Origin of the sequence: Paenarthrobacter nitroguajacolicus, assembly GCF_031455195.1 — a bacterium.
GTDB lineage: Bacteria > Actinomycetota > Actinomycetes > Actinomycetales > Micrococcaceae > Arthrobacter > Arthrobacter nitroguajacolicus_D.
In genome coordinates this window covers 606,504-630,027 of sequence record NZ_JAVDSH010000002.1, presented here as the reverse complement: position 1 = coordinate 630,027, position 23,524 = coordinate 606,504, and the positions used below count along the sequence as shown (strand labels likewise).

The window sequence follows — 23,524 nt, the reverse complement described above, 5'->3', positions numbered from 1 at the left end:
GACACCTATCCTCGCGCTTGCCCGTCGCCTTGCGCGCGAACGGGCCAGGTCTTCACCCGGGGCACCCCACCGCGGAGGAGGGTTGCCGGCCAGCAAGCCGGGGCTACATGCTGGCACTCGTGACCTATAGAAAGAGTGTAGGAAAAACAGGGCCGGTCTGGCGAAGAATATGACAGCACTGTGACGGTATGGGGTCACATCATTCGTGAATGAGCGCTTTGGAGCACCGCCCTGCGAATATCCTGCGGCGCGGGGCGGTGCTCCAAAATGCTGGCGGGGACGGGATCCGGCAGCTCGCTAGGCGCCCTTGGCTGCCCGGAAGCCCGCCTCAAGGTCGGCGATGATGTCGTCCACGTGCTCGATGCCCACGGACAGGCGCACCAGGCCTGGATTGACGCCCGCCACCTCCTGCTGCTCGGCGGTCAACTGGCTGTGCGTGGTGGAGGCGGGGTGGATGACCAGTGAACGGACGTCGCCGATATTGGCCACGTGGGAGTGAAGCTCCAGCCCGTCCACAAAGCGCTTGCCGGCCTCAACGCCACCCTTGATGTTGAACGCGACAATGGCACCGGTGCCGTTGGGCCCGTACTTCCTGCCGCGCTGGTACCACGGGCTGGACGGCAGTCCGGCGTAGGCGACCGATTCGACGTCGTCGTGGGCTTCAAGCCACTCGGCCACCTTGGTGGCGTTGGCGACGTGGCGTTCCACGCGCAGGCTCAGGGTTTCCAGGCCCTGGGCGATCAGGAAGGCGTTGAAAGGCGCGACGGCGGAGCCCAGGTCGCGGAGCAACTGGACACGGGCCTTGAGGATGTAGGAGAGGTTTGCGCCGAGCGCCCCGTCCTTGCCGAGGTCGCGGGCATAGACCAGGCCGTTGTAGCTGGGATCGGGGGTGTTGAAGCCCGGGAAGCGTTCAGGGTCCTTGCCGAAGTCGAAGTTGCCCGAGTCGACGATCACCCCGGCAATTGCCGAGCCGTGTCCGCCGAGGTATTTGGTGGCGGAGTGCACCACGATGTCGGCACCCCATTCGATGGGGCGGATCAGGTAGGGCGTGGACAGCGTGTTGTCGACGATGAGGGGCACGCCGGCCTGGTGCGCAACCCCTGCGATACCTTCGATGTCCAGCACGTCCTGGCGCGGATTGGAGACGACTTCTCCGAAGAAGAGCTTGGTGTTCGGCTGCACGGCGTCACGCCACTGGTCAAGGTTGTCCGGGTCCGCCACGAAGGTGACCGAAATACCGAACTTCTTCAGCGTGTGCGCGAGCAGGTTGTAGGTACCGCCGTACAAGCTAGGGCTGGCCACAATGTGGTCGCCGGCCTCCGCGATGTTCAGTATGGCGAAGGTCTCCGCCGCTTGCCCGGAGCTGAGCAGGAGTGCGCCCAAGCCACCTTCAAGGCTGGCGACCCGCTGCTCCACGGCGTCCTGCGTGGGATTGCCGATTCGGGTGTAGATCGGTGCGAGCTCGGCCAGCGCGAAGCGGTTGGCTGCGCTCTCGGCACTGGGGAACACGAAGGACGTGGTCTGGTAGATCGGCAACGAGCGCGCTCCCGTAGCGGCGTCGGGCTCCTGGCCTGCGTGGATCTGGCGGGTTTCGAAAGACCATCCTTGGGACATGGAGTTCTCCTGTTCGTGGCACATGGATTCAAGGGAATGTATGGAGTGGTGTGAACTGGGGCCAGTCTAGGAACACCCTGCGGGCCTTGGACAGCTTTGTGACGCTGGCGGAATGATTCGGTCCCACTGCGTACGTTTGTGACGCTGCCGCACCCCCGCGAGTAACATCCCATGTTAGTTAGGCATGGCTTAGCTGAGACACCGATCACAAAGTGCCAAGATGATGCCATGCGCATGGATCACGTCTCTTACGCCTGTGAACGAGATGGCCTTCTGGCCACTACCGAACGAATTTCCGCGGCATTGGGAGTGGACGCAGTCCGGGGCGGAGTGCACCCGCGCTTCGGCACCCGGAATATGATCATTCCCCTCGCGGATAACAAGTACCTGGAGGTCGTGGAGGTCCTGGACCACCCGGCTTCCGATAAAGCCCCCTTTGGCCAGGCAGTCCGTGCACGCTCGGCTGCCGGTGGTGGCTGGATGGGCTGGTGCGTCGCCGTCGACGACCTCGCCCCCTTCGAAGAGCGCCTCGGCCGCGCGGCCGTACCCGGCAACCGCAAGTTCCCTGACGGCCGCGAACTGGTGTGGCAGCAGATCGGAATTCTTGGCCTGATCGCCGATCCCCAGGTGCCCTACCTCCTCAAGTGGGAGGGCGACCCTACCCTGCATCCTTCAAAGGTCTATGAGAGTGACGTGAAGATGTCCAGCCTCACCATTGCTGGCTCGGCGGAACGCGTGACCGAGTGGTTGGGCGAACCGGTGGAAAAGCCACTGGAGGACGTAGCCGTGCAGTGGATCGCACCGCGGGGTACTCCGGGCATCATGGCTGTTACCTTCGAAACAGCCTCAGGAGCCGTCACCATCTGACCGTTCCACAAAGCTTCGGCCGCCATCAGCGGGTGCCAATGACGTCACCCACCGATGGCGGCCGGATATTTTTAGGGCCCCTACCCTAGGCCCACCGCCTTCCCGAACAGGCTGAAACCTACGAAAGCCACGATGTCCAGCAACGCGTGCGCGATCACCAAGGGCATCACTCGCTTGGTTTTGGTGTAGATCCAGGCAAAGACCAAGCCCATCACGACGTTGCCAATGAACGGGCCAAAGCCTTGGTACAGGTGGTAACTCCCCCGCAGTACTGCGCTGACACCGATGGCCACTGGGGTGCTCCACCCAAATTTGCCAAAGCGGTCCATCAGGTAGCCCACCACAATCACTTCCTCCACGATTCCGTGCCGGACCGCGGACAGGATCAGCACGGGGACCGTCCACCAATACGCGTCCAGGCCACTGGGCACGATCGCCGTCGTGATGCCCAGGGCCCTGCCGGCCGCGTAAAGGCCCAACGATGGGATGCCTATGGCAGCTGCCAGTCCCAGGCCGTGGAGCAGGTCCTTGCCAGGGCGGGCGAAATCAAACCCCAGCCGGGCGAACGCCGATCCGTTGTCGCCGTCCCGGTTCGCCTGGACATGCGTGGACAGGAAGTAGAACACCAGCGCCACAGGCACCAGGGCGAACACGATGTCCAGCAACTGGTACGTGAGGTCGAAGTATTCGCGGGTGCTTTGGGACCTGTTCAGCGTCGAGGTCGCATCCGCCAACGGCGCCCGCGTCATCTTGTCCAGCAGTTGCACCACCGAATAGACGGCCGACTGGCCCAGGGACAGACCAAGCACAATTAGCAGTTCGGCGCGCAGCCGGCGTCGGGAAGCAAGGAACATGTACCTATCTTGCCTGCAGTTCCTGCCACTTTGCCGGGAACCACCGCCCCATGCTTGATGGGATGGGTGCCCCTGAGCGAATTTTCATGATCCGGCACGGCCAATCCGCCGCCAATGCCGACACGTCGATTTACAACCGCGTGCCGGACTACCGGATCCCCCTGACGGACCAAGGCGTGGAGCAGGCACGGATCGCTGGTGACGACCTCCGCAGGAAGCTCGACGGAGAGCAGGTCTGCGTTTACATATCGCCCTATCTGCGCGCCTACCAGACACTCGAGGCAATGAACCTTGGGTCCTTGGTGGAGCGCGTGGTCGAGGAGCCTCGGCTGCGCGAACAGGACTGGGCCAACTTCCAGATAGCTGGGGACATCGAGGACCAAAAGGAACTGCGCAACCTCTATGGCCATTTCTTCTATCGCTTCCGCGAGGGCGAGTCAGGCTCGGACGTGTACGACCGCGTGTCCTCGTTCATGGAGACGCTCTACCGCCATTGGCAAAAGCCCACCTATGTACCGAACACGCTGCTGGTGACGCACGGCCTGACGATGCGCCTGTTTTGCATGCGCTGGTTCCACTGGACGGTGGAGTACTTCGAGTCGCTGAACAACCCGGAGAACGCAGAGTTACGCACGCTGATTAAGGACGACGGCGACCAGTACCGTTTGGACCTGCCGTTCACCCAATGGGTGCCCAGGGACGTGGACGATTCGGTGCTCCACGCGCCAAGGATGCGGTTCTAGGAGCAAACCCTAGCTGGCAGGCGCGACGATGACTTCGGTGCCCTTGGCCTCGAATGCGGCCTTGTCCTCGGCGCTGATGCCCGAGTCGGTGATGAGGTGCCGGAAGTCGTAACCGGACATGGCGGCGAAGGAGCGCCGGCCCACTTTGGAGGAGTCTGCCACGACATAAGATTCCGTGGCCCGGCGTGCCATCACTGTGTTGACCATGGCTTCGCCTTCGTCGGTGATGGTGGGGCCGAGGTCCGGGTCCACGCCGTTGACGCCGATGAAGGCTATGTCCAAGGCGACTTTCTGCATGATGACATCCGTGTAGGGGCCCACGAGTTCGTAGGACCGGGGATTCAGGATGCCTCCCGTGACCATGATCTTGATGTTCGGCCGGACTGCCAGTTGCGAGGCGATGTTGATGGCATTGGTCACCACGGTCAACGTAGGCCTGTTGGACGGCGCGTTGAGGTCCTCTCGGGTGGAAAGAAGCTGGGCCAGGGCCGTGTTGGTGGTACCGCCGCTGAGCCCGATCACTGCACCGGGTCGGATCAACGACGACGCGGCCACCGCGATTTCCTGCTTGGCCTCTGCGTGGTCGTCCCGGTTGTAGCGCCCGGGGAGGTCGTAGGCAACGGACCCTGTGGTGGCGCCGCCCCTGGTCCGGCTAAGCAACCTTTGCTTGGCGAGGCTGTCGAGATCCCGGCGCGCCGTTGCAGGCGACACGCCCAAACGCGTCACGATGTCCTCGACTTCCACATGGCCGGACTCGGCCAGGAGGTCAAGGATGGCGGTCAGCCGATCGGTGCGGGTCATGACGAGCCTTTCGCGGGTTCCTTGCTATTTCGCTTTGGCGAACAGCGTCAGCATACGTGCGGACTCCAGCACCAGGGCATCCCGGCCGGCCTTGATGTACTTCCGGGAATCCACCACTGCAGGGTTGGCATCGAGGTACTCACGGACGGCGCGGGTAAAGAACCCGTTCAAATGTGTGGATACGTTGATTTTAGTCATACCTGCGGCGATAGCAGCTACGAGCATCTCGTCTGTGACGCCAGAGGAGCCGTGGAGGACCAGTGGTTTGCCCACCGCGGACTTCAATCGGGAAATCAGGTGCAGGTCCAGGGCGGCACTGCGTTCGGTCATGGCGTGGGATGAGCCGACAGCCACCGCGAGGGCATCCACGCCCGTAGCTTCGACAAATGCCTGGGCTTCTGCGGGGTCGGTTCGGACGCCCGGGGCGTGGGCTCCGTCCTTGCCTCCCACCTTGCCGAGCTCGGCCTCAACGTAGACGCCCTGTCCGTGGGCGTATTTGGCCACCCGCTGGGTGACTTCGACGTTCCACTCGTAAGGCAGGTGCGCGCCGTCGTACATCACCGAACCGAAGCCAAGATCGACGGCGGCGAGCGCGAGGTCCTCGGACTCGGCGTGGTCCAGGTGGAGGGCGACGGGAACAGCGGCGGAACGGGCGATCGCGAGGGCGGCCGAGGCGATGGGCTCCAGCCCACCGTGATACTTCGCGCAGTTTTCGGAAATCTGCAGGATGAGCGGGACGCCTGCGGCTTCCGCACCGGCAACCAGGCCCTCGGCTGTCTCTAAATGGATGATGTTGAACGCGCCTTGGCCCGTGCCGTTGGCTGCGGCTGTGTCCATCAGCTCCCGTGTGTTGACCAGGGTCACCGGGTCTCCTTCCATGTCACGATCAGTTGGTCTTGAAGTTCCTGGTGGCGCGGCGAAATTTCGCCCGCTGCGGGCATGAGCACCGCCGCGGCGGACCAGGCGGTGGCCCGCCGGAGGATTTCGCGTGGTTCGGTGACGCCTTCGGCGAGTGCGACGGCGGCAGCTGCCACACCGGCGTCGCCCGCCCCTGTGGGGTTGCCGCTGAGCGCCTCCGGCAAGCGGGCGCTCCAGTAGCCGCCCGGGGCGGCGTGGTCGAAGGCGAGCATGCCGTCAGCGCCGGCACTGACCAGCACCGTGCGGGCCCCCATGGCAATCAGTGACAGTGCAGCTGCCTCAAGGCTGGACTCGCCGGTGGCCTCGGCAAGTTCGTGGTGGTTCGGTTTGAGGATGTCGGCACCTGCCTTGGCGGCGGCGATGATCCCGGGACCGGAAGTGTCGATGATGGCCGGTATGCCGGCGTCGTGAGCCAACCGCACCAGCTCCGGGTAGAAATCCGCAGGTGCGCCCGGCGGCAAGCTGCCCGAGCCGACCAGGACGGAGGCCGGCAGGTTTCGGTTGCCGCTCACGGCTTCCACCACGGCGATCCGGAGCGAGCGCCAATCGTCGGGCAGCAGCGCCTGCCCCTCCTCATTGAAGATGGACGTTTCTCCGGCGACGGCGTCCACCAGTGCGATGCTTCGCCGCGTCTCCGCGGCAACTCCCACCAGGGCGTGCGGTACCCCGCTGGTCCATAGTTCAGCGGCGAGGGTCTGCCCCGCCGCACCCCCGGTCGGGGCAATCGCGAGAACCGGATATCCGAGCTGGTGGGTGACGCGGGCGACGTTGATGCCCTTGCCTCCTGCCCTGCTCAAGGGGGTTGGGACGCGGTGGCTGGCACCCTCGGTGATCCCCTGGACGGTGTAGGTCATGTCGATGGCCGGGTTGGGGGTGACGGTAATAATGCGGTTTACGGCGGCGCGATTCACTGCTTGCCTCCCAAGAGCGCCCGGGCGTTCAAGGCCGCACCCAACAGGCCTGCGTCCTGTCCCAATTGGGCACGGATCAGTTGTGGACGTCGCTGGAAATCGAGGATGTGGTCAACACGGGCGCGGAGGGGCTCCAGGAGCTCCTCACCGGCTTCCGCGAGCCCACCGCCGATCACGACGGCTTCGGTACCAATGATGTTGACGCATTGACAGATGGTGAAGGCGAGGGCGTCCACGGCGTCGGCCCAGATACGGGCCGCCAGCGCGTCGCCCGCGTTCGCCCGGAGCAGTACACCGCGTGCCCCGTTCACCCTGTTTCCCGAGGCGCGGTGGTAGCGCTTGGCGATGGCCCCGGCAGAGCCGACGGCTTCGAGGATTGTGGAGCCCGCGCCGCCTGGGGAGGCGTCGGGGTCCGGGACCTGGGCGTGGCCCAGCTCTCCTGCGAAGCCGCCCGCTGTCACGGGCTTTCCCCCCGAGAAGACGGCGGCAGCGATGCCGGTGCCCACCACCATCACCACAACGTCGTTGAACTCCCTGGACCCACCCAGGCTATGTTCCACGGCAGCGGCGGATCGGACATCGTGATCGAAAGCGACGGGGATGCCCAGCCGCTTCTCGGCTTCGGCAGTGAAGGGGAAGTCACGCCAGCCAAGGTTGGCGGAGTAGACACCAACCCCGGCCACGGAGTCTACGATGCCCGGAACGATGATCCCGGCGGCCCGTGCGGGCGATCCCGGGAACTCGGAAGCCAACTCGGCAGCAAGCTCCGCGAGCCGGTCCAGCACTGCCTCCCCCGGCCGGGACGAGTCCAACGGCGTAGGGACGCGGCGCATGCCCAGGACATTTCCACGGGCATCCACCAAACCCGCTTTGATGTCGGTTCCGCCAACGTCAAAGGACAGGACGGGTGATTCTGCGGCTCCGAGAACCATGACGGGTGCCTAGGCTGAGGCGTCGAGAATGACGGAGCGTGTCAGGTTGCGGGGCAGATCCGGATTGAGTCCGCGGACGCGTGCGCGCTCAAGGGTTACTTTGTGTACTCGGGCCAGCTCAGCCAGGGGGTGCTTACCTGTGTGGACGTAAAGGGCGCCGGTTACTGCCATGTCGTTGTCGAGGCCTTCAGGCTGGGCACCGAACAACCAGGTGACGCGGCCGGGCGCAGCAATGGAAATGGGGCCGTGGCGGTATTCCATGGCGGGGTAGGACTCGGTCCACCCCTGGACTGCCTCGCGCATTTTCAAGCCGGCTTCGTGGGCAAGGCCCACCGTCCAGCCAGTGCCAAGGAAGGTGAACTGCTCCGCGTCCAGCAGTTCCTGGGAGACCGGGGCGCTCACTGCGTCCCGAGCGTCCTCGATGGCCTGCTGCACGTTGATTCCGAGGCTGCTGAGCAGGTAGACCAAGGCCGTGGTGGCGAACCGGGTCTGGACGACGGAACGCTCATCGGCGTATTGCAGGCCAATCACAGCGTCCGCCAGCTCGATGATCGGAGACGTGGTGTCACCAATGATCGCAACGGTGGGGACGATTCCCTTCAACTCGGCCAGGATCTCAAGTACCTCGGTGGTGGTGCCGGAGCGCGTAATGGCCACAACGGCGTCGTACTGGCGATCTGCGCTGTTGTGGTTCAGGAAAGCCTCGGAGGCGGCGAATGCATCGGTGACGCCCTTACCGGCGGACTCGCGGGCGGCCGCGTAGCTCTGGGCCATGAACCAGGACGTTCCACAGCCGATGACGGCGATGCGCTTGCCATCGGCGGGGAGCAACTGCTCCGACCCCGCCTGCTCAACAGCGCGCTGCCAAACGTCCGGCTGGGAAACCAGCTCTTCCTCCATGAAGGCGCCCAGTGTGTTCTCGCTCATCGTTGTTCCCGTTCCCGCTCAAGTAAATGACGTTTTCTGATCTATAGAAACACTAAACGATCATTTTCGATCTCACAAGGATCATCTACTGAAGAAGACTGCGCATTATGCGCGCATGGTTGCGATGCGCGCTGCGTGGGCGGAAAGCTGTTCCCTGATGTTCTTTTTAGTTAACTACCTGTTAACTGTTGTCAACTTCTGTCCGATGAAGCAGTCTTGTTCTGGTCCGCAAGAACATGACTGTTACTAGCTCGGAATAATCAAGAAGGAGCATCATGCCCCGCTTGTCATCCCCCAGACGGTTCGCCTCGCTGAGCTTGGCGTGTGTCGTCGCCTCATCGTCGCTGGGCCTGCTGGCCCTCCCACCCGCGGCAGCAACCGCCGCCACCCAACCCGCAGAGACCATCAGCCCCACCGACACCACCACTATTTCCTCCGGGCAGCTCCGGGTGGACGTTGCCACCACCTTCCCCCAGGTCCTTGGCTACACCGACACCACTGCCCGTGCCCGCCTGGACGGGACCACCGCCCGGCTCACCACCATCACGATCAACGGCACGGAATACACGGTCACCGGTACGTCCGCCGCCTCGGGCAAAGATGCAAGGGACTACGTCCTCACCGTGCCCGAATTCGGCAACACCGTGATCAACGCCCGGTTGTCCGTGACGAAGAACGTGGTCTCGTTCAACGTCACGGAGATTAAGGACACGGCGGAGTACCAGGTGAAAACCCTGCAACTCCCCCGACTGAGCCTGGTGACCGTCAGCTCCACGCAGCCGGGCGCCCAGGTGTCCACGGCCAACCTCTCCGTGGACCGGAGCGCCACGGGCGACGAGTTCACCCCGATCACCGCCTCGACTCCCCTGGATGCTGTTGCCAAGAGTTCGGCCTACGCACTGGCCAACACTGCGTCCCTGGGCGCCGCCGTTGAATCCAACGCCCTCTACGACACATCCTCCGGGCCGGGCGCCAAAGATCGCGGACGCTTCTGGCGCCAAGCTGTAAGCGACGGCGCCGGCGGAGTTTCCATGGGCTTGGCGAGTGGCCAATGGCTCTACCGGGCCGAAGGCTCCGACAGTACCGAGGAACTCCCGTGGACCCGGGTGGCGATCACAGCCGACGCCAACGCGGACGGTGGCGTGGACTGGCAGGACGTGGCCATCGCCATGAGATCCATCCAAGTCAGTCCCAACAAAGGCGACCAGACGCCGGACAACGTGATCACCCACATCCCCTTCAACTTCGCCTCCCAGGCAACCCACCCGTTCCTCCGCACCCTTGACGACGTCAAACGCATCTCCCTGGCAACGGACGGGCTGGGGCAGGTGGCCATGCTCAAGGGCTACACCAGCGAGGGGCACGACTCCGCCAACACTGATTACGGCAACAACTTCAACACCCGCGCCGGAGGCCTTGAGGACCTCAACAAGCTGGTGAAGGAGGGCAAGGACTGGAACGCCAGCTTCGGTGTCCACATCAATGCCACTGAGATCTACCCCGAAGCCAAGTCCTTCAGCGAAGACCTCCTGAGGGCGGACAAGGGCCTCGGCTGGAACTGGCTGGACCAGTCCTACTACATCAACCAGCGCCAGGACATCAACTCCGGCAAGCTCGCCCAACGCATCAAGGAACTGCGCGAAGCCACCGATAAGAACCTGGACTTCGTATACGTGGACGTGTACTACGAGTTCGGATGGCTCGCCGAACGCCTCCAGCAGGAGCTCGTCAAGAACGGCTTCCGGGTGGGGTCCGAATGGGCAGACCACCTGTCCAGGAACAACACCTGGTCCCACTGGGCCAACGATGAAAAGTACGGCGGTTCCACCAACAAGGGAATCAACTCCCAAATCCTGCGCTTCATCAACAACACCCAATCAGACGTCTGGAACCCGGACCCCAAGCTTGGGGTCAGCCACATTGTGGAGTTCGAAGGGTGGACCGGGCAGAACGACTTCAATGCGTTCAGCGAGAACGTGTGGACGGCCAATCTGCCGGCCAAATTCCTGCAGCACCACCCGATCACCAAGTGGACGGCCGACCGGATCGACCTTGCCGACGGCGTGGCCGTGACCGGAAACACCGCCGCCGAGCGCAACATCACCGTCGGCGGGGCATCGGTCCTCCAGGGCGGAACGTACCTGCTTCCGTGGTCCTCCAAGGAAGACGGCAAGGCTGACAAGCTCTACCACTACAACCCGGCAGGCGGTGCCAGCACATGGACCCTGACCAAGGAGTTCGCCAAGTCCGGCACGCTTGAACTGTTCAAACTGACAGACAACGGCCGCGTCAAAGTGGCCGACGTGCCAGTGGTCAACGGCCAGGTCACCATCACCTCCGAAGCCAAGCAGCCCTACGTCCTCACAGCCAAGAACAACGCGCTTCCCAAGAAGGCGGACTTCGGCGAAGGCACGGCCTTCAACGATCCCGGCTTCAACGGCGCCGACCTCTCCTCCTGGAACCCCATGGGCAGCGTCACCCAGGTGCGCGACGACAAAGGCCGACGATACGCCCAAATGGGGGCAACGCCGTCGTCGATCAGCCAGGAAGTAAAGCTCGACGCCGGAACCCAATCCGTCAGCGCATGGGTTGAAGTCCAACCCGGCAAAACCCGGCCCACCACCCTCTCGGTGGACATCAACGGCAAAACCGAAAGCACCACCATCGACTCCTCGAACGCCGAAAACTACGTGGCCGGAGACGAAAAGCACGGGACGTCGTTCCAGCGCGTACGGGTGCTGGTGGACGTGCCACGGAACAACACCAAAGCCACCGTCAGCCTCAAAGCGGCCGACGGCGATGCCACAGTGCGCGTCGACGACTTCCGGGCGGTGAAAACCACCCGGGTTGCCACCACAGGTGTGCTCAGCGAAGACTTCGAAAACGTAGACCAAGGCTGGGGACCGTTCGTGAAGGGCGACGCCGGCGGCTCCACAGACCCGCGCACGCACATCACAGAGCGCAACGAACCCTTCACCCAAAAGGGCTGGAACACGAACGTGATCGACGAAGTGCTGGGCGGTAACTGGTCACTGATCGCCCATGACGAAAACCTTGGCCCGAACGGCGGACCGGGCATGGTGTACCGCACCACAGAGGCAACCATGCCGTTCCAGGCCGGCCACAAGTACAAGGTGTCGTTCGATTACCAAAACTCCAAGGCCGGGCAGTACGCCTGGGTTTCGGGCTACGACTCACAGGCCGGACCGGCAGTGACGGGCAGCCAGGCGATCGACGCCGCCACGTCCACCACCAGGTTCGAGCAAACCCTGGACACCGGTTTCTGCGGGGACTACTTCGTCGGCTTGCAGCGAACGGGCAGCTCGAATGGTTCGGACTTCACATTGGATAACCTCCTGGTGGAAGACCTCGGCGCTTCCGAAGCCGTCCCGGCCTGCGCGCAGCTCTCGGCAACGCTCCAGGGCGATGTGGTCCAGCAGGGCAAGGCGCAGGATTTTGTCACCACGTTCGTTTCCGATGAGCCCGCCGCCATCAGCAATCTCGCCGTCGCGCTCGATATGCCTGAAGGCTGGACGGCAACCCCTTCCACCCCTGCAACAGCTCCGACCCTGGCCGCAGGCGGCACGTTGACCACCACGTGGAAGATCACCGCACCTGCATCCGCTGACGGGGATTACCCCATCAAGGCAACGGCCAGCTACACCACCACGACCGAGCCCGCAGGTGGCCGCACCATCGCCACCACCACCACGGTCCGGACCTTGCCCAAACCTCCCCAGGCCACGGTGTACGCCAGTGACCATCCCTGGGTCAGCGCCACCAACGGTTGGGGACCCGTGGAGAAGGACCAGTCCAACGGTGGGACCGGCACGGGCGACGGAACACCCCTTACGCTGAACGGCACCGTTTACGCCAAGGGGCTGGGGGCCCACGCCAACGGTAATGTCCGGTACTACCTTGGCGGATACTGCACTGCCTTCACGGCGACCGTAGGCATCGATGATGCGCAAGCGACGCGGGGCAGCGTGAAGTTCTCCGTGGTGGCTGACGGCGCCACCAAGGTCACTACCCCGGTGCTGGGAGCCACAAGTGCTCCGCTGCCGCTCACCGTGGACGTCACCGGCGCCCAGTACGTGGAACTGGTGGCCGACGATGCCGGCGATTCCAATGGCAACGACCATGCGGACTGGGCGGACGCCAAGTTCACCTGCTCCGCCACGGCGCAAGAACCGCCAGCCCCGGTCCTGACGGGCACCGTGTTCGCCTCCGACCTCCCTTGGATCGGCAGCAGCAACGGTTGGGGACCCGCGGAACGTGACCGTGCCAACGGTGAGCAGAACGCCGGTGACGGGCCCGCACTGCGGCTTGACGGCGTCGTCTATCCCAAGGGCATTGGCGTCCACGCCGACTCGAAGATCAGCATCGCCACGGAGGCCAAATGCACAGTGTTCAAAGCCCTGGTGGGAGTGGACGACGCCAAGCTGAACAAGGGCCTGCACGGATCGGTGGTGTTCATCGTCAAGGGTGATGGCCGCGAACTGCTCCGAACACCGGTGCTTAGCGCCGACTCGGCCGCACTTCCCCTCAACGTGGACATCACCGGTGTCCGGAACGTCGAGCTCATCGCCGACAAGAACGGCGACGACGCCGGCGATGACTGGGGCGACTGGGCCGACGCGAAGTTCAGCTGCGCATAGTCAGGCGGCGCGTACGCCCGCCCTCCACACCGAGTGTGTCAGCGGGATGCCGGGACGATACGCCAAGTGCGTGGCCGACGGCGCCTTGAGCATGTGCAGGTCAGCGCGATGACCGACGGCGAGCGAACCCACCGCCCGTTCGCCGTCGGCGTCGTTCCCTGACTCCCTGCCCAGCGCCAGGGCACCGCCGTACGTCGCAGCACGGACGGCTTCGTGGACGCTCAGGTGCATCTGGAGCACGGCCGTGGTGACGCAGAACGCCATGGAGCTGGTGTAGGAGGTGCCGGGATTGCAGTTGGCCGCCAGGGCGATCTGCACACCGGCGTCGATCAGCTCGCGGCCGGGTGCCAAAGGTTGGCGGGTGGACAGGTCGCAGGCGGGCAGGCAGGTTGCCACGGTGCCCTTCGTCCCGCGCCCCGTCGCCGCATCCCAGCCGGCCCACGTTTCCGCGAGCGCCCTCACGTCCTTGTCGGAAAGATAGTTGACGTGGTCGACGCTCGCAGCCGCGAACTCGACGGCCAAGGCAACGCCGGGACCCTCGCCGAGCTGGTTTCCGTGAACTCGGAGCCCCAGGCCGGCATCTCGGGCGGCAGTCAGGACACGGCGGGACTGGTCCTCGGTGAAGGCACCCCGCTCACAGAAAACATCGGCCCACCGGACATACGGCAGGACGGCGTCGAGCATTGGGCCGCAGACCAGGTCCGTGTACTCCTCTGGGTCGGAGCCTTTCGGGACCAAGTGCGCGCCGAGATAGGTGACTTCATCCACTTCCGCTGCGGCGATGCGGGCGCTCCGGGCCTCGTTTTCCACGTCCAGCCCGTAACCGGTCTTGCTTTCAAGGTAGGTGGTGCCTTGGGAGACTGCCTCGGCCACGCGGTCCCGCACGAGGCGGGTCAGCTCGTCGTCGCTGGCTGCTCGGGTGGCTCCGGTGGTAACGGCAATTCCGCCGGCGCTGTAGCTTTCGCCGGCCATGCGGGCCTCAAACTCGGCAGTGCGATCACCCGCGAAGACCAGGTGCGAGTGCGAATCCACCCAACCGGGCAAGACGGCCCGGCCCTCGGCGTCTATTTGTTCATCGGCAGATGGGGCGTCTGCGCTGGACCCCATCCATGCGATGCGCTCACCCTCGAAGACGATGGCCGCGTCCTTGAGGACCCGGTGCTCCAGGTCCTGGGTCATCAGCTCGCCGATGTTGGTGATGAGTGTGCTGCCGCTGTTCCCGTTCCTGATTCCGCTCATGACCCTATTGTTCAGCGCCGGATGGACCAGCGTACTGCTGCGAGCTGCTCCGCTGTCCGGGATTCCGGACTGTCGGCTTCGATTTCGCCGAGGATCAGGGCCGCTGCCAGCTCGGCCATGGCTGACGATGTCTGGAAGCCGTAGCCACCCTGTCCGGCCAGCCAGAAGAAGCCCGGCGCTTCGGCGTCGAATCCCACTACCGGAATCCCATCCGCGGCTTCGGTCCTCAGCCCTGTCCAGGCGCGGTCCACGGAACGGATTCCCAGTGACGTCACAGCGTTAAGCTTGCTGATCAGCGCCTCAACGTCGCCCGGGTAGGGCTTGGCATCTTCGGCGCCGCTCGGCACCGTTTCCGACGGCGAAATCAGCACCTGATTGCCTTCGGCGCGAAAGTAGAACGTGTCGTCCGCGGCGCACACCATGGGCGTTTCTGGCGTCAGCGGATTCTCGACGTTCACGATTGCAGCGGTCCGACGGTACGGCTGAAGGCCCAGCTTCTCCACACCGCTGATGACGGCCAGCTCGTCCGCCCACGCACCGGCCGCGTTAACCACGACGCCGGACTGGAACCCTTCGGTGCCTGCCCCCACCTGCCAGCCGCTCCCCAATCGTTGGGCCGAGTGCACCTTTGCTCCGGTGATGATGTCCACACCCGCCGCCTCCGCGGTGCGACGGTGTTCCTCAAGCAACAAAGGGGCGTTGCAGCCGAACGAGCCGTCGTCCAGCCCTGCCGCAGTGAAGGAATCCGGAATGAGGGCCGGGCAGAGCTGCATGGCCTGTTCGTGCGAAATCGGGCGCATGTTTCCGCTGGCTTCAGCCCGCACGGTCTCCTCGTCACCCACCAACATGAAGCCTCGCGGCGTGAGGATCGGTTCGGCTGCCTGCGCGTCCCGCTCAGCCAGCATCTCCAGTGTCCGGACGGTGAGGTCCTGCACCACGGCGGGACCATAGCTGGGGATGAGTTGCCTGGCAGAACGCGAGGACGTGTGGAAAGCCAAGGACTGCTCTGCCTCAACCAGCGCCACAGTGCATTTGCCTGCGAGGGCCGCCGCCAAGGAAAGTCCCCCGATGCCGCCGCCAACGATTACCACGTCATAATTCGAAGCCATGGCTATATCCTGTCAGACCGGATCCTCTCTCACATCCCACCCCCAAAACCCCAACGCTCTCTCACATCCCACCCCAAAACCCCAACGCTCTCTCACATCCGCTTCCCGATGCGCGCCGGGTCCTTGCGGCTTCAACGTCGGCCAGTGCTGCAACAATGACGGCAAGCACCGCAACCATCCCATCCGGCGAGTGACAGAAGATCCCGCCAACGCCTTGGACCGCCGCCGGTGGCCAGCCGGTCTGCCTCCGGTAAAGCAGCTTCTGGAACAAAGTCTGGATCTGGCTCCCGCAACAATACTGGTGGGTGAAAACGGTTCCGGAAAGTCGAAGAACCCCAGCATGCACGGCGATTTGCCCTTCCACGGCAAGTCCCAGGTCATCATGTCTACACACTCCCCCCTGCTTGCCGCGCTTCCGGGCGCCCAAATACTTGAAGCCGGGCAGTGGGGCCTCCGTCCCAGGAAATGGGACGACCTGGATCTGATCACTAACTGGCGCTCATTCTTGGACGCCCCGGAAAGATACCTTCAGCACCTGTAGGGCCGATGCTCTCTCACTTTTGTAAAGAGAGTGAGAGAGCATCGGCCCGAAGGGGGAGGGATATGAACGAGGGTTAGGCGACCGCGGCGCGACTCTTGACGAACGCCTGAACGCACGCTTCGACGTCGTCCGCGCTGTGGGCGGCCGAAAGCTGCACGCGAATCCGGGCCACACCCTTGGGTACGACGGGGAAGCTGAAAGCCGTGACGAATACTCCGTTGTTGAGCATCTCATCGGCCACGCGAGCTGCAACCACGGCGTCGCCGAACATGACGGGGATGATGGCGTGTTCGCCGTCGAGGAGCTCGAAGCCTTCCTCGCTCATGCGGCGACGGAACAGGGCAGCGTTCTCGAAGAGGCGGGTGCGCAGTTCGCCGGATTCCTGGACCAGCTCGATCGCCTTGATGGTGGCCGCAACGATGGCCGGCGCAAGGGAGTTGGAGAACAGGTAGGGGCGTGCCTTCTGGCGGAGCATGGCGACGATCTCGCCGCGGCCGGAAACGTAGCCACCCGAGGCGCCGCCGAGGGCCTTGCCAAAAGTACCGGTGTAGATGTCAACGCGGGAAGAAACCCCCGCGTGCTCAGGGGTGCCTGCACCGGTGGGGCCCATGAAACCAACCGCGTGGGAGTCGTCCACCATGACCAGGGCGTCGTGCTTTTCGGCGAGGTCGCAGATGGCTTCGAGCGGTGCCAGGTACCCGTCCATGGAGAACACGCCGTCGGTGACGATGATCTTGCGCCGCGATCCCGATGCCTCAAGAAGCTTGGCCTCGAGGTCTGCCATGTCCTGGTTGGCGTAGCGGAAACGCTTGGCCTTACTCAGGCGGATGCCGTCGATGATGGAGGCGTGGTTCAGCGAGTCGGAGATGATGGCATCCTCCGGGCCGAACAGCGACTCGAACACGCCACCGTTGGCGTCGAAGCAGCTGGAGAACAGGATGGTGTCCTCGGTTCCCAGGAATGCGGAGACCCGTGATTCAAGTTCCAGGTGGAGGTCCTGCGTCCCGCAAATGAAACGCACGGAAGCCATGCCGAAGCCGCGCTCGTCCATCGCGGATTTGGCGGCGGCGATGATGTCCGGGTGGTCGGCCAGGCCCAGGTAGTTGTTGGCACAGAAGTTCAGGACCTTGTTGGCCGGCTGGCCGAGCTGGCCTGCGGCGATGTGGCTTGCCTGTGGGGAGTCGATGTGGCGTTCGGTTTTGAAAAGGCCGGCACTGCGGATCTCGTCGAGTTCGCCCTGCAGTTGGTCTTTGATGGCTGAGTACATGGGTGCTCCTAAAATTGAGGGGGTCCGGTGGGAGTTACAGTTCGGTCCAGTCGAGGACCACTTTGCCACCGGTGCCGTTGCGGGCAATTTCGAAGCCCTTTTCCCAGTCGGCTGCGGACAGCTTGTCGGTGACGACGGCGGAGATACTGCGGTGCAGCACGGGATTGGAGGACAGCATCGCGCTCATGGCGTACCAGGTTTCGAACATTTCCCGGCCGTAGATGCCCTTGAGGGTGAGCATGTGGGTGACAACCTTGCCCCAGTCGATGTCGATGGACTGGCTGGGAAGGCCAAGCATGGCGATGCGGCCGCCGTGGTTCATGTTATCGATCATCTCAGGCAGTGCCGTGGGGTGTCCCGACATTTCCAGTCCGATGTCGAAGCCTTCGCGCATACCCAGTTCCTGCTGTGCGTCGCGGACACGCATCTTGGACACGTCGACGGCGAGGTCCACGCCCATCTGCCGGGCGAGCTCCAGGCGCGGTGCGGACACGTCCGTGATGGCGATCTTGCGTGCACCTGCGTGGCGGGCGACGGCGATGGCCATCAGGCCGATGGGGCCGGCGCCGGTGATGAGCACGTCTTCGCCGACCAGCGGGAAGCTCAGTGCGGTGTGGACTGCATTGCCGAAGGGATCGAAGATGGCGCCGAGTTCCGGGGTGACGGATTCGTCGTGGTGGACCCAGACGTTGGTCTCGGGAATGACGACGTACTCCGCAAACGCGCCATCGCGCTGCACGCCGACGGAGACGGTGTGGATGCACATCTGACGGCGTCCTGCACGGCAGTTTCGGCAGATTCCGCAGACCACGTGGCCTTCGCCGGAAACCCGGTCCCCCACCTTGACGTCGCGGACGTCCTCGCCGATTTCGACCACTTCACCGTAGAACTCGTGACCGGCGATGAGCGGCGCCTCGATGATGCCCTGCGCCCAGGCGTCCCAGCTCTGGATATGGAGGTCGGTGCCGCAGATTCCGGTGGTCATGACCCGGATCTTCACGTCGCTGGGGCCAGCTTGGGGCTCGGGACGGTCGACGAGTTCAAACCCTGCGTGGGGTCCGGATTTGTAGAGAGCCTTCATGGGATTCCTCACTGGCTTAGGGCTGCTTCGCTGCTGCTGAGTCCATTGAATCCCCGCCAACGATTTAGCACAACTAGATTCTTCTCAATCAACGATTTAGGATTTGCTAATGGAAATCCATCAGCTTCAGATGCTTCGCGAACTTGGGGACCTGGGTAGCGTCAAGGCTGTGGCCGAGACCCTCATGGTCACCCCATCCGCCGTATCCCAACAGCTCGCGCTCCTCCAGAAGTCGGTGGACGTCCCCTTGACCCGCAAGGAGGGGCGGGCCCTGGTGCTGACCGACGCCGGCCGCGTACTCGCCGAGGCGGGCGCCGCCGTCGTCAATGCCATGGCAGATGCGCGGGCCGCGATCGGCGCGTACCACGACGCTCCGGACGCGCCTGTCAGCGTGAGCGCCTTCCACAGCGCGGGGCAGGCGCTGTTCGCGCCTTTGGCAGCGCTGCTGGCTGCAGACAAAACGTCCGACGGCGGCATCACGCCGCGCCTGCGGCTGTCCGACGAAGACGTGGCCCAGGAGGATTTCCCGGGGTTGGCCGCGCGGTACGACCTGGTCCTGGCGCACCGGATGGACAACAGCCCGCAATGGCCCGAAGACAAGGTCGCGGTGATTCCGCTGGCGGATGAGCCGTTGGACATCGCGCTCCCCGCGCATCACCCTTTGGCGGCCCGGACCGAGTTGGAGCCCTCCGACGTCGTCGATGAAACCTGGGTGACCAGCCGCGATGGCTACTCCCCCGCGGACGTGTTGTCCGCCGTCGTAGCCGTGAGCGGACGGCCCGCGGAGGTGCTGCACCGCATCAACGACTATTCGACTGTTGCAGCGCTGGTCTCGGCGGGTGGTGCGATCGGGCTGCTGCCGAGGTTCACGGCACGCCGCGTGCTCGACGCAGGCGTGGTGCTGCGCCCGCTGGCCGGAGTGAATTCCGTACGCAAGATCGACATCCTGGCCCGGCCTGAGGCGCTCAAGCGAAAATCGGTCATGACGGTTTGCGAGTCACTTCAAACCGTCATGACCGAGCTCATCGAGCTATCCAGTCCCCGCTAGCTCAGTCGCGGACCAGGGCGGGCTGGCCGGCGTCGAAATACTCCACCAGCTCGGCAGGGAGTTCCGGTACCTCCCGCGCTGAACCGTCGCCGCGCAGGGATTCAGCCGCGAGGATGCCCGCAACCACAGCCTGGCGCGCGGCAATTGGGCTGGTCTGTGTCTGCCCACCCGAGGCCGCGAAGTGCAGGAATTCCTCGATCAGGCGTGGATCGGCACCACCGTGGCCGCCTTCGCCGTCCTTGATGGTGATGACCTCGTCCGGCGCCGCGTAGCCGGAAGTCCTGCTGGTCCAGACGTTGATGGTCTCCCCCGGCCCATCGCCCAGGTTCTCGATCCGGCCCTTGGTGCCGATCACCGTGTAGTTCCGCCAGTAGTCGGGCGTGAAGTGGCACTGCTGGTAGGAGGCCAGGACGCCGTTGTCCAGCACCATGTTCATCATGGAAATGTCCTCGACGTCGATCACCTCCGCGAGGTCCTTCTGCTCGGTGGGCGGCCAGTTATCCATGGAGAACCAGTCGCCCATGCGCTTCCCGGCGTTATCGCTCCGATTGGCCACGCCTCCATAGACAGCAAGATCGCCGACGGCGGCAACCCGCTTGGTGTACCCGCCGGCCAGCCAGTGGATCACATCAATGTCGTGCGCACCTTTTTGGAGCAACAGCGAAGTGACGTTGGCACGCTGCGCATGCCAGTCCTTGAAGTAGTAGTCACCGCCGTGGCCCACGAAGTGCCGGCACCACACCGCCTTGACGTCACCGATCCTGCCGTCTTCAATGAGCTGGCGCATCTGGACCACCACCGGCATGTGGCGCATGTTGTGGCCAACGTAGAGCCGGGTGCCAGTGTCGTAAGCGGTCTTCAGGATCAGGTCCGCGGCCTCCACGGTGATGTCCAGAGGTTTCTCGCAGAAGGTGGGGATACCCGCCTTGAGCGTACGGACGGCGACGGCGGCGTGCTGGTTATCCGGGGTCAGGACCAGTACGGCGTCCAGGCCGCTGGCCAGCAGCTCCTCAAGATCATCCGTGATCCGCGCCGTGGGGATGCGCTCAGCAGCGTCTGCACGGCCGCGTTCGCTGAGGTCGCAAACGATGGTGACCTCAGAGCCTTGGCCCGGCTTGTGGGCATGCTTCCAAAGCCCCGACCTCAGGCCAAAGCCCACGATGCCGACCTTCAAATCCTTTTCCATGGTGTGAAATTTCCTTCTGCTGATTCTTAGTAAAGTCTGGTTGCGGCGCTGCGGTGCGGCGCCGATTCACGCACGAACAAGTGCCAGGGGAAGTCCAGGACGCCCGGTCCTATCGAGACGCCTCCGGCAGCGTCTCCCGACTGCGCGGTGGCGCGTCGAAGGAGCAGCCGGGCGAGCTTGTCGAAAAAGTCCACGGGACCAACAGTGCTCAGCGAGGGCGACATCCGCTCACCTTCCACCGTGTTGCCAACGCCGATGATGTCAACGTCAGTGCCCACTGCCAGGCCCAGGCGTTGCGCGGCATTGATGGCGCTGACTGCGGCGTAATCCGTGGTGGCGTAGATGGCGGTGGGCCGGTCCGGCAGGCTGAGCACCCGCGTTGCCGCAGCGTAGGCCCCGGCGCTGGTGCCGTCGAACAGGCCCACGTAGTCTTCACGTTCCGCAATTCCGGCCGCTGCGAGCGCTTCGGCGTAGGCCCGGTACCGCGCCCCACCCGAGGTTCCCGCTGCCGTGGCCGGGGTCAGGCAGGCGATCTTCCGGTGGCCGTGGAGCAGGTGCTCCACGGCCATGCGGCAGCCGGGCCCGGCAATGGAACGGATAACGTCGAAGCCTTCCGCTTCCAATCCTTCGTCGAAGACCACCAGGGTGGTCCCGTGCTCGGCGAGCTTCCGAAGCTCATCCCGTTGGTCACCACGAACCGCGTCAACGAACACCGCGTCGGCGTTATGCGTGCCAAGGACCTTCACCCAGTCCGCATCTCCGAGGATCATCGGAGTGATGCCGAGCGGGGCGGCCGCCTTCTGGACGGCCTCAATGACAGACAGGGACCAGGGATCGGACAGCATGGTCAGCGACAGGATCACCGTGTTGGTGCGCCCCGTCCGGATGGCACGGGCTGCCTGGTTGGGCCGGTAGCCGAGCCGCTCCGCAGCAGCCTTGACCTTTTCCGCCGTCGGGTCCGAAACGCCTGGTCCGCCATCGCCGCGGCGACCTGACAGGACATAGGAAACCGTGGCCGTGGAGACGCCCGCCAATTCGGCCACCATACGGATGGTGGGTCGGACTCCGGTGTTGCTCGTTTTTGCCATGGTTCCCCCTACTGGTGCTTGCTCGTTGCGTGCGTGTTGCTTCGTTGTTGGTTTGAGGCTAGCTCCTGAACACCGGGGCATTGGGGTCCAACGCGGCCTGGTACTCATCGCGCATCTTGTCACCGCCCTCGCTCTTCCAGCGCTTTACCGCGTCCTTGAGTTCATCGATCTTGGCGCGGCCGGTGATGATGTCCACCACCTTGTCGCGCAGTTGCTTGGTGATCTTGGCGCCCACCTTGGCGTTGGTGTCCGAGTAGGAACCGTTGGTGGGGTTGCGCCACGCGAACTCGAGGAGCTTTTCTTCCTGCTTGATGACGTACCGTGTGTCGTCGTCGAAGCCCGGGTTGAAGATGACGTTTTCCGGGCTGGACATGATGTTCAATGCCGAAACCAGGCCGGGGGCGTTGGTGGTGCCGGTTTCGGTGCGCGCCGGGTTGCCGGAGGCATCGATGGTGTAGTCCTGGCCGAGTTCGCCGAAGTTCTTTTGCATGTACTCCACGGTGCCGAACGACGCCGACAGGTAGTTGATCAGCGCGAGGAGCTCGCGGATCTTGCCCTCCTCCGCCTTCTTGAACGGCGTGAAACCGACTGTTCCGTAGCCCATGTCGTAGACGGGCTTGACCTTGCCGTCGGCGCTGAAGGGGATCAAGATGTCGAACTGGGCGTCCTTGTTCAGCGAGCGGTAGCTGCGGATGTCGTGCGGACCCACCACAACCTGGGCTGCGACGCTTCCGTTGGCGACCCGCGAACGGATGTCGGTGGCTTTGGAGTCAGGGTAGAAGACGCCGGCGGCGAACATTTTGGCGGTGAACTCCACGCCAGCCAGGTATTCGTCAGTTTCGTAAAGGTGCGTCAGCGTGCGGTCCTTGTTCACTGCCCAGCTGTTCGGGGCGCCGAACCACTCGGTAACCATGTGGAGGGCGTTGATGTAAGCCGGCTCCAACGCATACTTCTGCTCGCCTGGACGCGTCAGTTCCTTGGCCTTGTCCAGGAACTCATCAGCGCTGCCGGCCTCAAAGCCGCCCACCTGTTCCCACACAGCGTGGTTGCCCACGTAGACCTGGCCGAACGGGGTACTCGGGATGGGAGCTCCCCAGATCTTGCCATTCACGACGGCGGTCTTCCAGGAATCGGGCTTCAGGGCCGCGAGATTGGGGTACTCAAGGACGGCGTCACCCGAGAGGTACGGCGTCAGGTCCTGGAACTTGGCTTCGAGCATGGGCCCGACGTTGGGGATGCCCTGGTTCGGCGGAACCCACATCATGTCCGGGAGGTCGTTGCTGGCAAGGACGGTGGCGAACTTTGCCGGGTAGCCGTCGCCGATGTCCTCGGCGATCTGCAGCTCCAGGTCGCCGCCGAGCTTGGCGTTGAGCCTTTGCCAGAAGGGGTTGTCCTTCAGGCCAGGGCTCATGGTGTCGAACGTTTCGGTCAGCCCGGTCACTTTGCCTTTGAGCGGCGGCGTCTTCACGGACTGCACGGCGGTGGGCAGTTTGAAGTAGCCGGCCTGTAGACCCTTGGCGTTGCCCGCAATATCCGGGGTGACGCCAGTAAATTCCTTATACGTGGGCAGTTTGACCGAAGCTGAGGCGGCGGCGCCGCCATTGCTCGCGGACCCGCCACCACCGCAGGCGGACAAGCCGACGGCGGTCACGGCCAGGCCTGCGAGGCCAAGGAAACCGCGGCGGCTGAATCCAGCCTGTGAGGTAGTGCTCGTCATGGCATAACCCTTTCTGGTTACTT

The 23,524-nt window shown here is 64.0% G+C and carries 19 protein-coding genes and 1 riboswitch; of the genes, 5 read left to right on the top strand and 14 right to left on the bottom strand.

What is annotated here, in order from left to right:
* Positions 1–8: 8 nt before the first annotated feature.
* Positions 9–125, bottom strand: a riboswitch (SAM riboswitch).
* A 172-nt stretch (positions 126–297) separates the two neighbouring features.
* A complete protein-coding gene (locus tag J2Y68_RS06525; RefSeq protein WP_309991225.1) occupies positions 298–1,638 on the bottom strand; it encodes a bifunctional o-acetylhomoserine/o-acetylserine sulfhydrylase in 1,341 nt (446 codons plus the stop codon).
* A 204-nt stretch (positions 1,639–1,842) separates the two neighbouring features.
* Here J2Y68_RS06525 and J2Y68_RS06520 point away from each other — a divergent pair, with 204 nt between their 5' ends.
* Complete coding sequence (locus tag J2Y68_RS06520) at positions 1,843–2,481, top strand: VOC family protein (RefSeq protein ID WP_211711634.1); 639 nt, start codon at positions 1,843–1,845, stop codon at positions 2,479–2,481.
* An 80-nt stretch (positions 2,482–2,561) separates the two neighbouring features.
* On the opposite strand, the gene J2Y68_RS06515 is transcribed toward J2Y68_RS06520, so the two are convergent.
* Complete coding sequence (locus J2Y68_RS06515) at positions 2,562–3,335, bottom strand: CPBP family intramembrane glutamic endopeptidase (RefSeq protein ID WP_309991222.1); 774 nt, start codon at positions 3,333–3,335, stop codon at positions 2,562–2,564.
* Positions 3,336–3,385: 50 nt separating this feature from the next.
* Between J2Y68_RS06515 and J2Y68_RS06510 the strand changes: the two genes are divergently transcribed.
* On the top strand, positions 3,386–4,078 hold the full coding sequence (locus J2Y68_RS06510) for a histidine phosphatase family protein (RefSeq protein ID WP_309991218.1): 693 nt from the start codon (positions 3,386–3,388) through the stop codon (positions 4,076–4,078).
* A gap of 9 nt (positions 4,079–4,087) precedes the next feature.
* Here J2Y68_RS06510 and J2Y68_RS06505 read toward each other — a convergent pair whose 3' ends face one another.
* The 5 genes from J2Y68_RS06505 to J2Y68_RS06485 are packed head-to-tail and all read right to left on the bottom strand — an operon-like array spanning position 4,088 to position 8,567.
* Positions 4,088–4,879 carry a DeoR/GlpR family DNA-binding transcription regulator gene (locus J2Y68_RS06505; RefSeq protein WP_211711631.1) on the bottom strand — a complete coding sequence of 264 codons (792 nt, stop codon included), beginning with the start codon at positions 4,877–4,879 and terminating at the stop codon, positions 4,088–4,090.
* 24 nt (positions 4,880–4,903) lie between these two features.
* A complete protein-coding gene (locus tag J2Y68_RS06500) occupies positions 4,904–5,758 on the bottom strand; it encodes a class II fructose-bisphosphate aldolase (protein WP_309991215.1) in 855 nt (284 codons plus the stop codon).
* Positions 5,740–6,708, bottom strand: a complete 969-nt coding sequence (locus J2Y68_RS06495) for a 1-phosphofructokinase family hexose kinase (RefSeq protein WP_309991213.1) — start codon at positions 6,706–6,708, stop codon at positions 5,740–5,742. Before J2Y68_RS06495 ends, J2Y68_RS06500 begins: the two co-directional genes overlap by 19 nt.
* Positions 6,705–7,640, bottom strand: a complete 936-nt coding sequence (locus tag J2Y68_RS06490; RefSeq protein WP_309991212.1) for an ROK family protein — start codon at positions 7,638–7,640, stop codon at positions 6,705–6,707. The genes J2Y68_RS06495 and J2Y68_RS06490 overlap by 4 nt, the downstream gene beginning before the upstream one ends.
* A gap of 9 nt (positions 7,641–7,649) precedes the next feature.
* Complete coding sequence (locus tag J2Y68_RS06485) at positions 7,650–8,567, bottom strand: SIS domain-containing protein (RefSeq protein WP_309991209.1); 918 nt, start codon at positions 8,565–8,567, stop codon at positions 7,650–7,652.
* A gap of 275 nt (positions 8,568–8,842) precedes the next feature.
* Between J2Y68_RS06485 and J2Y68_RS06480 the strand changes: the two genes are divergently transcribed.
* Positions 8,843–13,225 (top strand): endo-alpha-N-acetylgalactosaminidase family protein, encoded by a 4,383-nt coding sequence (locus tag J2Y68_RS06480; RefSeq protein WP_309991207.1) that lies wholly within the window; start codon positions 8,843–8,845, stop codon positions 13,223–13,225.
* Here J2Y68_RS06480 and hutI read toward each other — a convergent pair whose 3' ends face one another.
* Complete coding sequence (hutI, locus tag J2Y68_RS06475) at positions 13,226–14,464, bottom strand: imidazolonepropionase (protein WP_397334654.1); 1,239 nt, start codon at positions 14,462–14,464, stop codon at positions 13,226–13,228. It abuts the gene before it with no gap.
* An 11-nt stretch (positions 14,465–14,475) separates the two neighbouring features.
* Positions 14,476–15,573 carry an NAD(P)/FAD-dependent oxidoreductase gene (locus tag J2Y68_RS06470; protein ID WP_309991204.1) on the bottom strand — a complete coding sequence of 366 codons (1,098 nt, stop codon included), beginning with the start codon at positions 15,571–15,573 and terminating at the stop codon, positions 14,476–14,478.
* A 190-nt stretch (positions 15,574–15,763) separates the two neighbouring features.
* On the opposite strand from J2Y68_RS06470, the gene J2Y68_RS06465 reads away from it, so the two are divergent.
* Positions 15,764–16,114, top strand: a complete 351-nt coding sequence (locus J2Y68_RS06465; protein ID WP_309991202.1) for a hypothetical protein — start codon at positions 15,764–15,766, stop codon at positions 16,112–16,114.
* Positions 16,115–16,187: 73 nt separating this feature from the next.
* On the opposite strand, the gene J2Y68_RS06460 is transcribed toward J2Y68_RS06465, so the two are convergent.
* Entirely contained in the window at positions 16,188–17,381 is a 1,194-nt protein-coding gene (locus J2Y68_RS06460; protein ID WP_309991199.1) for a glycine C-acetyltransferase, read from the bottom strand.
* Between the two features lie 34 nt (positions 17,382–17,415).
* Positions 17,416–18,462 carry an L-threonine 3-dehydrogenase gene (gene tdh / locus J2Y68_RS06455; RefSeq protein ID WP_211711119.1) on the bottom strand — a complete coding sequence of 349 codons (1,047 nt, stop codon included), beginning with the start codon at positions 18,460–18,462 and terminating at the stop codon, positions 17,416–17,418.
* A gap of 109 nt (positions 18,463–18,571) precedes the next feature.
* Here tdh and J2Y68_RS06450 point away from each other — a divergent pair, with 109 nt between their 5' ends.
* On the top strand, positions 18,572–19,510 hold the full coding sequence (locus tag J2Y68_RS06450; protein ID WP_309991196.1) for a LysR family transcriptional regulator: 939 nt from the start codon (positions 18,572–18,574) through the stop codon (positions 19,508–19,510).
* Position 19,511: 1 nt separating this feature from the next.
* On the opposite strand, the gene J2Y68_RS06445 is transcribed toward J2Y68_RS06450, so the two are convergent.
* From J2Y68_RS06445 to J2Y68_RS06435, 3 genes are read right to left on the bottom strand one after another with little or no spacing between them, the layout of a single operon-like run.
* Positions 19,512–20,696 carry a Gfo/Idh/MocA family protein gene (locus J2Y68_RS06445; protein ID WP_309991193.1) on the bottom strand — a complete coding sequence of 395 codons (1,185 nt, stop codon included), beginning with the start codon at positions 20,694–20,696 and terminating at the stop codon, positions 19,512–19,514.
* A gap of 26 nt (positions 20,697–20,722) precedes the next feature.
* Positions 20,723–21,784 (bottom strand): LacI family DNA-binding transcriptional regulator, encoded by a 1,062-nt coding sequence (locus J2Y68_RS06440; protein WP_309991190.1) that lies wholly within the window; start codon positions 21,782–21,784, stop codon positions 20,723–20,725.
* A 58-nt stretch (positions 21,785–21,842) separates the two neighbouring features.
* On the bottom strand, positions 21,843–23,501 hold the full coding sequence (locus J2Y68_RS06435; protein WP_309991188.1) for a type 2 periplasmic-binding domain-containing protein: 1,659 nt from the start codon (positions 23,499–23,501) through the stop codon (positions 21,843–21,845).
* Positions 23,502–23,524: the final 23 nt, after the last annotated feature.

Coding starts and splice junctions, on each gene's coding strand:
- J2Y68_RS06525 (WP_309991225.1), bottom strand. CDS start 1,638: ATGTGCCACGAACAGGAGAACTCCATGTCCCAAGGATGGTCTTTCGAA.
- J2Y68_RS06520 (WP_211711634.1), top strand. CDS start 1,843: ATGCGCATGGATCACGTCTCTTACGCCTGTGAACGAGATGGCCTTCTG.
- J2Y68_RS06515 (WP_309991222.1), bottom strand. CDS start 3,335: ATGTTCCTTGCTTCCCGACGCCGGCTGCGCGCCGAACTGCTAATTGTG.
- J2Y68_RS06510 (WP_309991218.1), top strand. CDS start 3,386: ATGCTTGATGGGATGGGTGCCCCTGAGCGAATTTTCATGATCCGGCAC.
- J2Y68_RS06505 (WP_211711631.1), bottom strand. CDS start 4,879: ATGACCCGCACCGATCGGCTGACCGCCATCCTTGACCTCCTGGCCGAG.
- J2Y68_RS06500 (WP_309991215.1), bottom strand. CDS start 5,758: ATGGAAGGAGACCCGGTGACCCTGGTCAACACACGGGAGCTGATGGAC.
- J2Y68_RS06490 (WP_309991212.1), bottom strand. CDS start 7,640: ATGGTTCTCGGAGCCGCAGAATCACCCGTCCTGTCCTTTGACGTTGGC.
- J2Y68_RS06485 (WP_309991209.1), bottom strand. CDS start 8,567: ATGAGCGAGAACACACTGGGCGCCTTCATGGAGGAAGAGCTGGTTTCC.
- J2Y68_RS06480 (WP_309991207.1), top strand. CDS start 8,843: ATGCCCCGCTTGTCATCCCCCAGACGGTTCGCCTCGCTGAGCTTGGCG.
- hutI (WP_397334654.1), bottom strand. CDS start 14,464: ATGAGCGGAATCAGGAACGGGAACAGCGGCAGCACACTCATCACCAAC.
- J2Y68_RS06470 (WP_309991204.1), bottom strand. CDS start 15,573: ATGGCTTCGAATTATGACGTGGTAATCGTTGGCGGCGGCATCGGGGGA.
- J2Y68_RS06460 (WP_309991199.1), bottom strand. CDS start 17,381: ATGTACTCAGCCATCAAAGACCAACTGCAGGGCGAACTCGACGAGATC.
- tdh (WP_211711119.1), bottom strand. CDS start 18,462: ATGAAGGCTCTCTACAAATCCGGACCCCACGCAGGGTTTGAACTCGTC.
- J2Y68_RS06450 (WP_309991196.1), top strand. CDS start 18,572: ATGGAAATCCATCAGCTTCAGATGCTTCGCGAACTTGGGGACCTGGGT.
- J2Y68_RS06445 (WP_309991193.1), bottom strand. CDS start 20,696: ATGGAAAAGGATTTGAAGGTCGGCATCGTGGGCTTTGGCCTGAGGTCG.
- J2Y68_RS06440 (WP_309991190.1), bottom strand. CDS start 21,784: ATGGCAAAAACGAGCAACACCGGAGTCCGACCCACCATCCGTATGGTG.
- J2Y68_RS06435 (WP_309991188.1), bottom strand. CDS start 23,501: ATGACGAGCACTACCTCACAGGCTGGATTCAGCCGCCGCGGTTTCCTT.